Annotated in this window: 13 protein-coding genes and 1 tRNA gene; 2 read left to right on the forward strand and 12 right to left on the reverse strand. The window is 64.9% G+C overall.

The window, feature by feature from the left end:
- From ACSBPH_RS13720 to ACSBPH_RS13745, 6 genes are all read right to left on the reverse strand, one after another.
- A complete protein-coding gene (locus ACSBPH_RS13720) occupies positions 1-1,179 on the reverse strand; it encodes a hypothetical protein (RefSeq protein WP_442574875.1) in 1,179 nt (392 codons plus the stop codon).
- Positions 1,180-1,607: 428 nt separating this feature from the next.
- A complete protein-coding gene (locus tag ACSBPH_RS13725; protein ID WP_442574876.1) occupies positions 1,608-3,101 on the reverse strand; it encodes an SCO6880 family protein in 1,494 nt (497 codons plus the stop codon).
- Positions 3,098-4,555 carry a hypothetical protein gene (locus tag ACSBPH_RS13730; protein WP_442574877.1) on the reverse strand — a complete coding sequence of 486 codons (1,458 nt, stop codon included), beginning with the start codon at positions 4,553-4,555 and terminating at the stop codon, positions 3,098-3,100. Before ACSBPH_RS13730 ends, ACSBPH_RS13725 begins: the two co-directional genes overlap by 4 nt.
- Entirely contained in the window at positions 4,555-4,851 is a 297-nt protein-coding gene (locus ACSBPH_RS13735) for a hypothetical protein (RefSeq protein ID WP_378902774.1), read from the reverse strand. Before ACSBPH_RS13735 ends, ACSBPH_RS13730 begins: the two co-directional genes overlap by 1 nt.
- 21 nt (positions 4,852-4,872) lie before the next feature.
- On the reverse strand, positions 4,873-5,472 hold the full coding sequence (locus tag ACSBPH_RS13740; protein ID WP_442574878.1) for a M23 family metallopeptidase: 600 nt from the start codon (positions 5,470-5,472) through the stop codon (positions 4,873-4,875).
- A 13-nt stretch (positions 5,473-5,485) separates the two neighbouring features.
- The gene (locus tag ACSBPH_RS13745; RefSeq protein ID WP_442574879.1) at positions 5,486-6,220 is read right to left on the reverse strand and encodes a hypothetical protein; all 735 of its coding nucleotides are present in this window, start codon (positions 6,218-6,220) and stop codon (positions 5,486-5,488) included.
- A 383-nt stretch (positions 6,221-6,603) separates the two neighbouring features.
- On the opposite strand from ACSBPH_RS13745, the gene ACSBPH_RS13750 reads away from it, so the two are divergent.
- Complete coding sequence (locus ACSBPH_RS13750; protein WP_442574880.1) at positions 6,604-6,927, forward strand: helix-turn-helix domain-containing protein; 324 nt, start codon at positions 6,604-6,606, stop codon at positions 6,925-6,927.
- A gap of 596 nt (positions 6,928-7,523) precedes the next feature.
- Here the strand turns inward: ACSBPH_RS13750 and ACSBPH_RS13755 are convergent.
- From ACSBPH_RS13755 to ACSBPH_RS13765, 3 genes are all read right to left on the reverse strand, one after another.
- Positions 7,524-7,595 (reverse strand) — tRNA-Arg (locus ACSBPH_RS13755).
- 13 nt (positions 7,596-7,608) lie between these two features.
- Positions 7,609-7,989: a helix-turn-helix domain-containing protein gene (locus ACSBPH_RS13760; protein WP_442574881.1), complete on the reverse strand. Its 381-nt coding sequence runs from the start codon at positions 7,987-7,989 to the stop codon at positions 7,609-7,611.
- 409 nt (positions 7,990-8,398) lie between these two features.
- Positions 8,399-8,851, reverse strand: a complete 453-nt coding sequence (locus ACSBPH_RS13765; protein ID WP_442574882.1) for a hypothetical protein — start codon at positions 8,849-8,851, stop codon at positions 8,399-8,401.
- Between the two features lie 242 nt (positions 8,852-9,093).
- Between ACSBPH_RS13765 and ACSBPH_RS13770 the strand changes: the two genes are divergently transcribed.
- A complete protein-coding gene (locus tag ACSBPH_RS13770; protein ID WP_442574883.1) occupies positions 9,094-9,582 on the forward strand; it encodes a hypothetical protein in 489 nt (162 codons plus the stop codon).
- Between the two features lie 758 nt (positions 9,583-10,340).
- Here the strand turns inward: ACSBPH_RS13770 and ACSBPH_RS13775 are convergent.
- From ACSBPH_RS13775 to ACSBPH_RS13785, 3 genes are all read right to left on the reverse strand, one after another.
- Positions 10,341-10,841, reverse strand: coding sequence for a hypothetical protein (locus tag ACSBPH_RS13775; RefSeq protein WP_442574884.1), 501 nt, complete (start codon positions 10,839-10,841; stop codon positions 10,341-10,343).
- A 186-nt stretch (positions 10,842-11,027) separates the two neighbouring features.
- Positions 11,028-11,507: a hypothetical protein gene (locus ACSBPH_RS13780; protein WP_442574885.1), complete on the reverse strand. Its 480-nt coding sequence runs from the start codon at positions 11,505-11,507 to the stop codon at positions 11,028-11,030.
- 147 nt (positions 11,508-11,654) lie between these two features.
- On the reverse strand, positions 11,655-12,998 hold the full coding sequence (locus ACSBPH_RS13785; protein ID WP_442574886.1) for a hypothetical protein: 1,344 nt from the start codon (positions 12,996-12,998) through the stop codon (positions 11,655-11,657).
- Positions 12,999-13,201: the final 203 nt, after the last annotated feature.

The following is a 13,201-nucleotide window of genomic DNA, read 5'->3' on the forward strand; positions in this document are numbered from 1 at the left end:
TCATTGCTCCTCGGTGTTCTCGCGGGGGTTGGCGGTGAGCCATCCCTCTATTCCGGTGTCGGTGTCTGGTGCCTCCGGCCACAGGGCGTCGAGCGTCGCGGCGTCAATGACCGGGAGTTCGGCGTCATCGCGGTCAGCGGCGGTAACGGCGTCGTCAGTGGCGAAGAGTTGGTACTCCCACTCGGTCGACGTGGCGAAGCAGTCGACGAGGTAGGCGTACTGGCCGACGTAGGCGAGAAACTCGCCCTTGCGCAGGTGTCGAGCCATCTCGACGTGCGGCGCCGGCAGATTGAGGCGTGTTCGAAGCGCCGCTTGCTCCTGGTGGTTCACGCGGAAAATGAACTTGTTCTCGATGTCTCCGACGATGGAGTACGCGAGCGACCGCTCGAGCGAGCCCTCATCGCCCACGGCGTCGAGGTCGCCCATCTTGTGCAGGATGACGATGTTGCTGATGCCGTAGTGGCGCGAGAGCTTGAGCCATTGCTGGAACATCTGCAATGACGACAGCGAGGTCATGTCGCGCCAACCCTCTTCGCGCACCACGTAGCGCGTGCGCTGAGCCGCGCGGTCGGAGATCACGGCTTGGATCCAGGCGGTGGAACACACCTGGGTGAGTTGCGCCGCGAGGTCGCCGCGGGCGAAGAGTTCGGAGGTGTCGGTGACCACGATCGGAGCGGCCTGGTCGAACTCGACCGTCGATTCGTCCTCGAAGAGACCGGCAAGGTCTCCTTCGACAAAGCGGCGCAGAACGAATCGCGGCTGGATCGCGCCATCGGCGGCGTGGAAGTCAGCGCTCGTGTCCCTCGCGATCGACCCGAGTTCCTCGTACACACCCCGGAGCGTTGGACGATCGGCGGTGCGATCGATGGAGCGGTCGAGCGCGTCGAGAAGCGCGGCGTGTTCGACCGCGGACAGACGGGAGCCCAACGTCATCTCGATGAGAGAGATGAGCGTGTTGATCCGGCGCTGTTTGACCATTTGCTCGTGCTGCTCGTCCGTAGCATCGGTGCGGCGCGGTCCGCGGTCGAGCGGGTTGAGCCTGGTGCCGGTGCCACCGCCGAGTCGGATCACGCGACCGCCCGGAATGGCCTCGGCGACGGCGACCCACTCGCCCTTCGGATCGGACGGAACGACGACCTGGTGCCCGAAGGCGATGGACCGAGTGACGAGGGTCTTCACGGTCGCGGACTTGCCGCCTCGGTATGCACCGAGCACGAGGATGTTCGTCGAGAACGTGCCGCGCTCGGACTCGTCGACGTAGGTCTCCCACGGGGAGAAGTGCCAGAGTGCGTCGGCGTTGAGGTCGACCCCGAGGATCGGCCCGCGGTGGCCGAGTCCGGAGTCAGCGACGAACGGGTAGATCCCTGCGATGTGCTGCGAGGTCGCCTGATGCGCGGGGATCCACGCCCTCGCGAGGTTCCAGTACCCGCCGTTGATGAGACCGGGACCGAACGGACCTGGGACACCAGCCTCAGGCAGGCCCCGGTCGCGACGTGACGTGCGCGTCGGCTTCTGATCCTGGCGAACTCGGTTGATCTCCCGCTGCAGATCCCGTCGCTCTCGCCTCGTGAGTTCAACGGGGGTGAAGGATGCCGCGTGCCGCACCATCACTTCATCCCCATCCCGATTGGCAGCGCGTTGACCATCAGCGCCTCGGCCTGCTGGCAGTAAAGGATCTGCGCCTCCATGCCCGCGCGGGAGAGCGCGTTGCGCATGCCGGCGATCGCCTGGTCGAGGCGTTCCTCATCAGGTGCCGTGACCGTGAGATAAGCGCCGTACTGGAACTCGCCGTGGCCTCGAGCGATCTCCTGCTCGCGCTGTTCGAGAGCACGCCAGTCCGCAGCATCCGCCGCCGACCCGTCTGCACCGCGCTTCGCGCGGAGGGACTCGTTGCCGCGCCACACCTTCTTTTCGTCGCGGATGCGCTTCAGCGCCTTCGACACGGGCACCGGAGTCAAGACGATCGAGAAGATATGCGTGATCGCTTCACCGGTATGCGGATGCCGCGCGAACACGACTGGCGACAGGAATCCAACGGGCGAGTCCGAGCGCGGCCACTCGTGAATCCACATGGTGGTGTGCACGCCGGAGTCGGTCATAACGATGCCATTGCGACCCTTCGGCTCCTCGAGGTACATCGGACCGATCGCAGCCGGATCCACACCCGTGACTTTCTCAGGCCGGTTCTGCACGATGGGTGCGAACTCGGGGTCGAACGACAGTCGACCCAGGGCGGCGACGTCGCGCGGCGAGAGCCAGCGGCGCACCGTGATCTTCGCGGACGTCAGGGCGTCGGCGAGGTTGCCAGCCTCGATCTGCGCGAGGGTGACGATCGCTTCCTTGCCCCCGCCGAGCGCCTTCAGTTGCGACCCGAGCGAGACAAGATCGAGGGTCAGCACGATGTAGTTACGGTGAGCGACCTCGAAACGCTCCGAGCGATCCATGACGTCCTGGTAGTTGTGCGCGACGGGGGAGTCGGGGTTCAGTCTGCGGAGGCGTTGCACCTTCTCGTAGTGCTCGCGAGCTGCGCGGATCGTCGTGGGTAGCGTGCGCTCCTGTAGCGTGACCCGCTTGACTCCTGGTCGCTGTGTGAACGGCCCCAGCACCCGGTCGAACTGCTCGGCGAGATCGAAACGCTCGGGCAGATCCTGCATGAGAAAGCCCTGCACTTCGAGCTCGGCGATCACCGACACAGAACGATCCTGCGGGTTGTACGTCGCTGCGACGTTGTTGACGTCCCAGAGTTGGATCGACGCGCGGGTGCCCGGCAGGTTGAGGGTTCCGGTCATACGCGGCCGCTCCGGGCGGAATTTCTCCGTCGTCGCGCCCGTCGAGTGGCGGAGTTGCTTCATGAACCACAGCCCCGCCATCCGCGGGGTGGAGACGCCGTGGATGCTGGTGAGGGCAGTGACACCGAACGCCAAGTAGATCGGTGCGCCGTAGAGGAGACCGGGCGGCCCGAAGCGGTTCACGAAGATGAGCAGGACAAGAGCGGCCGCAGTGACGAACGCGAGTTGCCACGGGTCCATGCCCATGACGACGCCCTGCCGCGACCGGCGCGGCAGACGCACGGGGCGCGCGTACTCGGGAGTGCTGGTCATGACGAACTCCGATCAGGCTTGGGGGTTTGGGGAGGCTGTGGTGATCGAGGCGCTGACGTAGAGGTGGGGGGAGTCAGGGTCTCCGCTGCGCGCTGTGGTGTCGTGGTCGACGTCGTGCGCGTCTGAGCGGGCGTCGATGCACCGCGCGGAGTGGTGGACGTCGAGCGGGTTGTCGCAGGCTTCGGCGACGGAGTGGGCGATCCCGGTCGATTACCCGCAGGGCGGATGCCCGAGGGGAGTGCGCCGAGGCGGGTAGGTATCCGCGCGGCGGAGCGAGCAGCGCCTGTGGCCATTCGTCCGCCGTGGGAGCCGAGTCGTGATCCAACCCCGTCCGCAGCGACAGCGCCCGCGAAACTGAACAGGCCGAAAAGTGCGAACGGAGCGAAAGCGACGAGGACGAGGCCGATGATCAGTGGCCACGACTGCGGATTCCAGATGGTCTTCACCGATGCGAGGCCGTTTATGATCAGCGTGACGAACCCGATCGTCAGCGGCCCGGTGAGAAGTAACACCACGACAGCCGACACGTAGCGCACGACCCACTGCGGCCCGATTCCGCGCACGGGGAACAGCATCCACGCCACCGGCCCGACCATGATCAGCGCCGCGAGCACGATGTTCCGGAACGCGAACACGAGCATGAGGAGCAGCATCCCGAGCATGAGCATGAAGTGGATGAGGAACGCGAAGAAGTAGTTCGCCTGACCGCCCGCCCACATGACCGACTGGAGTGTGGAGTAGAGGACATCGCGGCCGTCGCCGGTGAGGATGTACCACGTCATGTCGTCGACGGCGTTGAGGAGATGACCGGTGAGCCACAGGGTGATCGGCACGGCGGGGATCGCGATGAACGAGCGAACGAGGGCGCCGACGAGCTCTTCGCGGTCGCCCGAGACGACAGCGGCGGCGACCGCCCAGACCATTGCACCGAAGGTGATGATCAGGATCGCCCATTGCCAGAACGACCATTGATCGAGCGCGGCGCTCCACAGGAGGGTGGACGTGTCGAAGCGCATGTTGTCGGCGACGGAGAACATCATCCCGGTCGCAGCGAGGGCCATGCCGCGGCCGGCGTTCTCGAACGTCACGCAGACGGCATCGCCGATGCTGCAGCCGTACTTCACTTCGAGCGCGCGGCCACCATCAGCTTGAATGGCCTGCGCATGTTCGTCGAAGGTGGTGCAGACCGTGTTCTTCTCTCCCGCGACGTTGACGCCGATGAAGCACTGCTGCGCGGTGACGCTGTTCGGGTCCGTTGGCGTGCACGTGACCTGGTCAACCGCGCCCTGGCAATCGACGGGGTATGCGGGTGCCGACCATGGTTCGCCGCTGACAGCAGCCATCGGCATCGGGGCTGCGGCATCCGTCATCGTCGCGTGCGCGGCGGTTCCTGAGCCGAGCGCGAGCGCGATCCCGACGGTGAAGCCGAGACGGAGGACTCGGACGATGTTCATCAGAATCCGAAGTCGAAGTTCACGAACCAGGCGAAGAGACCGGATGCCGCGCCCAGCACTGCTGCAGCGATGAAGATCCAGAGGATGTTCTCGCCCGCCCACGTGCGGACCCGATCTGATGCCAGACCGCGGAACGCGAGAGCGGCTCCCGCGATGATCAGCATGATGAGGACGACGAGCATCGCTCCCGCCAGAATGTATGACGCGATGACCTGGAAGCCCTGAAAGAACGGGGCCGAGAAGTCCGGCTGAATATCGGGGATATCGACATCCATCGGTGCGGCGTAGGTGTTCATGATCGTTCTCCTTCGCGGTGACTACTTCAGTGGCAGGCCGAGTGCGGCCATGAAGGGCTCGGGAGGTATCGGGTTACCTGATCTGCGGACTTCGAAATGGAGGTGGCAGCCGAAGGACTTGCCAGTGTTGCCTTCGGCGCCGATGGGTGTGCCGGCGGTGATGTCGTCGCCGACGGAGACGCGGAGCGATTCCCACTGCATGTGGCCGTACAGCGTGACCACGTCGTCGCCGTGATCGATCCGGACCGTGTTGCCGTAGCCCTGATACGAGCCGGCGGTGATGACGCGCCCTGGGCCGGTGGCGAAGACGGTGGCCCCGCACCCCTGGGCCATGTCATAGCCCTGGTGATTCACCGAGCAGTAGCCGCATCCGACGACCGGGTTGTGGCCGAAGCCACGACCCTTGGAATAGCCGCCCGCGAGCGGGTAACTCCAGTTGCCGCTTACGGCCGGCGCGGCATGCGTCTTCGTCTCGGCTGCGCTCGCGGCGGCGCCCATGATCGCGAAGGGCACCGCAATGAGCGGGGTGACAAGGAATCCCGCAACCAGCAGAATGCCGACGAGTGCCCCTGTCAGGATCTTCCGACCAGTCCTCGTGTTGAGGGCTGCTGCGGCGATCACCGGGGCTCCCATGTCAGGGCTCCAAGGGCTCCGTGAAGTAGCGAACCAACTTGCAGTCGCCTGCCTGTTGGTCTGAGTTGGCCGTCGGCACGGATGCTGCGCCGCAGAGCACCTGCACGCTCACGCGCACCTGCTCGTCGTACGACGTCTCGCCACCGGAGCCGTCGGAGCGAGTGAAAGTGAGCGTCACGTCGGACGTACCGATCGACATGTCACCTGACGCATCGTCAGGCACCGGGACATACGCGATCTCGCCCGTCGCCGCCGCGACGACGCGGCCATCCTCGCCAGCGAGTGAGTCCCACTCCTCCTGTGGCAGCACTACGCCCGTCCGGAGTTCGACCTGCGAGTCCTCCATTGCGGACAGCTGATCTGCTTCGGATGTGTAACGGGTGTCGGGCGTGAACCAGCTGTCGAGGTATCCGAGCCACTCCTCGCGGGTGCTGAGGGTGGTGTCGAAGGTAGAGGCTGCTGCCAGGGCGGCGGCGGCGTAGGTATCGGCATCCGTGGTGATCGGCTCGGGCGTCCAGCCACGGTCAGCGGCCGACGGATCGACGAACGTGCCGGCAGGCTCGCTGGACTCCGTCGGCATGGGTGTGCTCGACGAGGGTGGCTCGCTCGTCGGAGTGGGATCTGGTTGCGCGAGGATGGCGCTCACGACGATCGCGACAATTCCGGCGATAAGAACGAGTCCGCCGATGATCGCCCACGCGACACCGCGTCGTCCTGAACTCTCGCTCATCATCATCGGTCAGCCCTCCTGATCATTCAGGACAGCTACCGTGCACGGACGATTTTGCTCGCGCCACGGTCGCCGTGACGGCATCCTAGACATGCGACGAGCTCGCGCAAAAGGAATCAACGCAAGGTTGTGGATAACTGTGGTGCGGCTGTCTCCTGTGGAGGAGTGGACTGCGGCTATCCCGGGGATCGCGTAGTTTATCCGCTGGATCAGGATGTTGTCTGTCGACCGAACGGGGGACACTTTCGAGGGCGCATTTGCTGTGCGCAGTCCAAGAAGAGCCCGGCGGATTGACATGCCCACACGGTATACGAGTGTGGTCGGAAAGTAAACAACTAAATTGGATGCTTTGCTGGACTTCCCGGCGGACCCTGCGACACAATGGCGGCATGCCTCGTCTTGCGCAACCAGCGGGCTCTGAAGATGCTCAGGACCCAATCGCGCTTCTCGGCAATCTCGTCAAAGCGGCGATACTCCGCTATCTGCGTTCAAACCCTGATGTGACGGTCGGGCCGATCTGCGACGCGCTGGATCTGGGACCGACCACGATCCAGCCGCGGCTCAATGAGCTCGAGGCGGCCGGCCTCGTGATCGCTGACCCGCCCAGCGTTGCGGGGGAGTCTCGCAAGGGCGTCTGGGTCAAGTACAGCGTGAACAACGAAGCGGTCACCGACCTCTACCTACGTCTCGGGATGGCGATCGGCGAGTTCTGAGCCGTCGAGTGTCGGTGGCCGGCGGTATGCCTGGGGTTAGCCCGAGGAGGTGGTCGCGTTGGAGATCTGGATCTGGGTGCTGGTTGCTGGCCTTGTCCTCGCTGCGATTGCTGCCGTCTGGTTGAAACGGCGCGCTCGCCGCGCCTACGTGATCGATCATGTTCGAGTAGAGATGCACCCTGCCTGCGTCGTGGAGGACCGCGTTGTTGAGCAGGTGTGGCGATCCGCTCTCTCGATGATGAATCAGTCACGTCGGCCGCGCGCCGTCCCGACCTTCGCCGGGCGGTCAACTGTGTGCGCCGGTCGACGTGAGTATCTCGCGGGGGTCTACTTCGATGCAGACGACCTCGAAATCAACCCGGGCGCGGTCGCGCTGGCATGGATCGAGTACGTGCTTCCGATGGATGCTGTCCCTCGGCGGGCTCGCTTGGCGCTCCTAGGGGAAGATCGACGACCTAGGGTGTTGGCGTTTGCGGTTCCTCGAGGGAACCACGTGAGGCGGTCGGTGACCGGGCGCCGGAGGATGGGTCCCGGAGTCCGCGCAACGTGACCTGTGCAGCGACTCGGGTGAGGCCGATGTCGCCCTCATCACAAGGTGCCCCCGGAGGGATTCGAACCCCCGACCCTCTCCTTAGGACGGAGTGGCTCTTCCACTGAGCTACGGAGGCCAGCACTCTGATCTTACCTGTGAGTGTTTGCCTCGATGAATGCCGCGAGCGACGCCCGCGAGATGTACTTACCGGACCCCACTTGGGTGTGCTCGATGACGCCATCTTTCATCAGCGCGTGCAAGGTCCCGTAGGAGATGCCAAGTTCGCTCGCCGCCTCCTTCAGCTTGAGCAGCATCGGCCCCGACGCTGACAGTTGGCGCTGATCCGTGGTACCAGGCTCAGGCTGCAATTCGACCACCTGCACGTCGGTGGCCTTCGTCTCCCACCGACCGGCGAATGCCCACGAAGTGGTCAACTCGTCCTTGACCTTCTGCGCTGCGGATTCTTCATCGGCGGCTCGAATCCACAACTCGGCCACTTCGACCTTCGTCACCACCACCTTGAACCGCATGGTCCCTCCTGCGAACGAGGGCCCCGGGGTTGCCCCCAGGGCCCGAGCAGCTCCGTCCTGCGAGCATCGTACGCCCGAATTGCGCGAGCGCGCGGCCTCCCTTGGCGTCTCTCTCGACCTGAGGGATGCCAGGCCATTCGGTTAGGTTCGGCATCCGAGCTCGCCGGTCCGGCAGCGAGCCCCAGTTCTCGAACTCGGGTGTGGGGCGCCGATCACCTGGGTCGCGATCTCGCGGCCGTGAGGACGCCGGGCATCGACTTTGTGCCTTACGTGTCCGGCGATGCTTCCGTATCCAGCGCCGTCAGAGCCTCATGATCGGCGGTGTGCAGGTTGCGGAGGGTTTGCGACAGGTTGCCGCCCTTCGCAGGCCGCGTGTTCATCACCAGGGGCGCTCGCGCTCGCTGAGAGGTCACCGGTACTGGACGGTCTGGGCCGTGCGGATGGCGCTTGCGGTGGCATCGCCAAGATCGACGCGCACGACCTCCACTTCCAGGTCGATGAGCGCCTGCGTTAGCCAAGCTTTCGGCCGGCGCAGGTAGGCCTCTACCTTTTCGTCGGCGACCGCGAGAATCAGCCTCGTCGCACCGATCTGTCGGCCTATCCACATCAGCTTGAGAGCGTCGGTCGCGAGTTTCTTCGGCTGACCGCCCCGGAGCCCTCCCTGGTGGGCGTAAGCCTCAACGAGGATGCTGTTGTCCGCAGCCGCGCCATCCAACTCGACACGACCGCCGTTGCCAGTCGGAATGGATGTCTTCGCCAGGGGTACTCCGAGGTTCGCACTGAGCGCGGCGACGATGTCGACCTCGGCGTCCCGTTGGGCAAGCGAGTCTGATGGATGGGCCTCATCGATCGTCACGCCCATGAGCATCTCATCGGCGGCGATGGGTTTTCTACACGGTTCGCGGGACGACCGAGACGCCGGCAACGCGCGAAGCAGGGATGCTACGTGCCGATTCTGGGCGGTGCAATTGGTGCGATTCGTAGTAGCGCTGGCCGAACCGACGGGACGGCATAGAGTTTCAAGACGAGTCTTGCAGTGAAACTAGACAAGGTTTCAGTTACGCTCTAGTCTCCCTCTTAGAACAATTTTGAAAGGGAGTCGTCGTGAACGGCACACTCAGCATCCAGGGCGATCTCGCCCTCCTCAGCGAACTCGCTCTGAAGATCGAAGCCTGGTTCCCGGACGCCCTCGAGACTTCCGTGGAGTCCGATTCGTGGGGAGGCTGGACGGTTGATCGCATGGCTTTGCTTCTCGGACGCGTGCACCCGTGGCAGTTGCTGCTTGTGAGCTTCGTTGCGCGCGGCGACGGTCTCCGAAGAGATCCGGAGGTTCGCGCGCTGTTCTCCATCGGAGACAGTGGCCTCAAAGGCCAGACCGGTGCGATCTCGAAGCACATCGAGGCGATGAAGAAGACGGGTTTGCTCCCGGACGACGCCAGCCACGTTCTGAGGGTGGATCGGTCCGGCGCGGCCCCGATGTTCGTGATCCCGGGCGAGCTTATGCCGATCGTCGAGTCGGCGCTGGAACTGCCGCAAATCGAGCGCGCCCTCGAGGAGGCGCGTCGCTCGCAGGACCTCGAGGAGCGGGAGTGACCCCGGACGGGGCGATGTCGAGCGCTACCCGCTCGATTCCCCGCTGACCAAAGAATCAGTGGCCGCTCGCAGCCTCGACTGGCGCTGAAGCTCCCACAGTCGTTGTGGTGATTGCAGGGCAGGGCCCGCTTCGGGCATGCTGATCTCGGTGTAAGTCCTAACTGGCATCCCGCAGGGCCTGGGCTTGCTACAGCCGCAGGCTCGGACGTTGGTCGGCGGACTAGGCCGGAGCGCGTCGTTTCCTCACTCGAAGGGAGCGGCGATGCCCGCCTGCCAGAAATGCCCCTACCCGACGCCCACCAGCGCCGCGCGTGTGCTCCGCCGCATCCGGACCGAGCATCCAACGCGGGGCGAGGTCGGGATCCATCCGTGTCACGCCTGCCACGCGTGGCACCTGACTTCAGACCGGGCGGCAATCCGCAACCGCTGGACCGCCACCGCCCTCGCCAAACTCGCGTGACGCGAGAGAGTTACGAGTCACACCCGAGTTGAGCCCTGGATACGTTCGCGAAAACGTCAGCGGCTTCCGCTTCGGTCAATTCCCACCGCGAGTTCCTCACGTGATCGGGGTACGTCGCGCGAAGATAGTTGCGCACGACGAGCCCTGGCCGCGCTTCGTTGCGGTACCCCAGGAGTCGCGCGAGTTCAACCGGTGTGTACGGCTCCATGCCGAGAGCGTACGCGATCAACAGCCTCGCATCGCCGATCCGATCCGTTGGGGCCAGCGCGTCAGCCGGACCCTTCCGTGCCGAGTTCAATCACACGTCGTCCCGGATCGCCAATTGTTCCGCGGTGTACCGAGTGATCGCCGATTGGTTGGCTTCGATCTCGCGAAGACGGGTGTTCATCTGGTCGCGGGCTTCGGCGTGCTCGGCCGCGATCACTTCGTGCTCGGGACTCGCACGCCGACACGCTTCCCGGGCGGCGGCATACTGTGCGTCGGCGTACTTCCTGAGCCGTCCTCGGGTTCCCCGAGCGGAGTTGCGGAACGAGTCGGCTGTGAGCCACCATTCGACAGCCTCTTTGAACCCCGGGCTACGTAGTGACGCCTTCTCGTACCTGCTAGATAGGCGGGACAGCGTCGCACGAGCCTGCTCGAACTTCACCGCCGCGCACGCCTTGTTCCAGGCTTCTGTTTCCTTGCAGGTGGACTCGGCCTTACGCTTCCACTCCTCCGCCTCGACGAGCGCTGCACCGCCCTGGGCGGCGCTCCGGTAGGCGAGGCCAGCCGCCCTCACCTCGGGGTCGTCGCATCGCATCCCTCATTCTTGCGCTTCACGCGCGGCCGGCGCGAGGGAGGCTTCAACGAGAGCAGGGAGGTCAGCACCAGCCGGGCAACGTCTCTCACCCGCGCGGGAGTGGAGAAGGTCAGTGGGCCTGGCGGCACGGCACCGGGCGGCCGAGCTGAGTCGACAGGCCTGCCGAGGCCAGATGGCGGTCCTTGCTCATTGAGCGCGACCGGTAGCTTCGGCGATATGCGTCGAAATCGCTCGCCAGGTCTCGAGGCCGCTTGATCCGATCAGCAAAGTTCTACGGATCTCACCGCGGTAGCCGTAGTCGTTGAATCCTTCGCCGTGGACGAGGTAGTCGATTGGCTGGTGGAAGAACCGGGCGACGCGGATCACTCCGCCTGCGAACGTGAAACCCGGGTCGAGTGTGACCCATTCGACGACCTGTCGGATTAGCTCTCGGTCGTACGTCTGAGTTCCCGTGATCGCGATCGTTAGCGCGTCTTCGGGAAAGTAGCCGAACGCCATCGGTCCCTGGGCTCTGAGCTCCTCAAACCCTCGGCCGCTGGCGACGCCGCGCTCGATACCGTCCACCTGGCCCTTCCGGTCGAAAAGCGCGCTGCAGTCGATGACGACCGAAGGTCGGTCGCCACCGTCAAATCGCGGAGGACGTTGAGGCGTTTCTTCAGCCGTCATGCCCGAACACTAGCCGTGAGCCGGGGCTGTGGTGTTGACGTCCGCGCACGAGAACGCATCGTATTCGTGAAAGTGGCGAGCGCGACGACAATCGCTACCGTGCGAGCGGCGACTCGGGCCTCTTAGCTGTGGTCTGGGGTCCTGTAGTCAGTCGCTGGGTTCTAGATCCGTGACCTCGCCGTCGCCGTCGTCGGCAGCTGCGCCCTGGTCTTGGCCGTGCCTCTTGGACTTCAGCTGCAGCACCGCCTTCGCGGCCATCGTCTTTGCGAGTCCCGCGGCAGCGCTGCCGGCGCCCTTGGTTGCGGCGAGAGCTCGCGCCTCGTCGGGGATGCCGTCGCCGTCGAGGTCGACCGACCGGAAGTCGCGTGTTGCTCTTGCGCTCAGCGTTCTCGCTTTGCCACCGAGTGCCCTGGCCGCTCCCGCGGTTGCGCTGCCGGCTGCTTTGGTCGCAGTGAGAGCTCGGGCCTCGTCGGGGATGCCGTCGCCGTCGATGTCGACCGATCGGAACACGTCTGCAGCAGCGCCGACTTTGTCCCAAACGTCGCTGCCGAAGTCTTTCACGTTGCTCTTCGCAGCCTCGAGGGCGATGAGGGCGCGCGACGGCTCCGCGGGCTCTTGTGCGGGCTTGGCGTAGTCGTCGAGCCAGTCCGGGAAGGTCGTGGGTACCTCTGGAAACGCGATCCGGCCCGCTTTAACCACATCCTTGCCGAAGTAGAAGCTACCCACCCCGCCGATCACGGCGCCGATACCGAACGGGACAGCCTTTCCGAGCGTTCCTGCGCCGAGCTTGCCGCTGGTCTTGAGCGCCTCGCGACCGATCACGACGGTAAGGGGTGCCAGCGCTGAGTCTGGTAGCTGCTCAGTAAGCACTTCGCCCCATCCCTTCGGGAGTGTCTTGGCGACTACCCCTGTGGCAGCCGTGCGCGCCTGATCGACCCCGCCGGCACCAGCCGCGGACAGCACGATCTTGCTTATCTGACTCTGCGACTTCTGTCCCAGTAGCGTGCCCAGTACAAGCGGGCGGGCACGATCGGCTTCTGTGACCTCGATTCCATGCAGTTCGGCCACGGCCAGGACGTAAAGTGCGCTGGTTTCGTAGAAGAAAAGCATGTCCACCACACCGAGCCCGAGCGCGAGCGGGATACCGACACCCGGAAGAGCAGCGGATGCGCCAACGCCGCTGCTGGCAATCGTCACGGTCGCGATGTACCTGCTGTCGAGTTCTTTCAGAATCTCCGTCGGCGAGGCCGTCGGCTTGTCACGCCGAACCGACCGGAGATACTCCAACACGACCGGGCGCTGCACGGAGATCGCCTTGAAGATCTGTGCTTGGAAACCCTCCGCCTGAGCGATCTCCTTGGCGTGATCGACGGCCAGCGCAGGAACGTTTACGACCGCGACCCCCTTCTCGTCGCCCCCGCGCGGTGTTGTCGATGTCTTGTTCCCCGTCACGTGTCTCCCCATTTGGACTGATTTGCCTGTGTTCAGCATGTCAGTCTCTCCATGAGTTCCGACACTCGCCGCGAGCCGGAAGCGAACGCTCCTCCAGCGACCAGTCGGGCACTTGCGTGTCGTCCGCCGGCCCATTCGCGATCCCCAAACGTGCTGTCCGCGCAGGAGTTGTCGTCTCGCACATCAGCGCTTGCGGGGAGGGGCGCGCTGCGAATCGGCGCGGCCTCTGGCATCTCGTCCTG

The organism is Microbacterium sp. F51-2R (genome assembly GCF_052180235.1).
GTDB lineage: Bacteria > Actinomycetota > Actinomycetes > Actinomycetales > Microbacteriaceae > Microbacterium.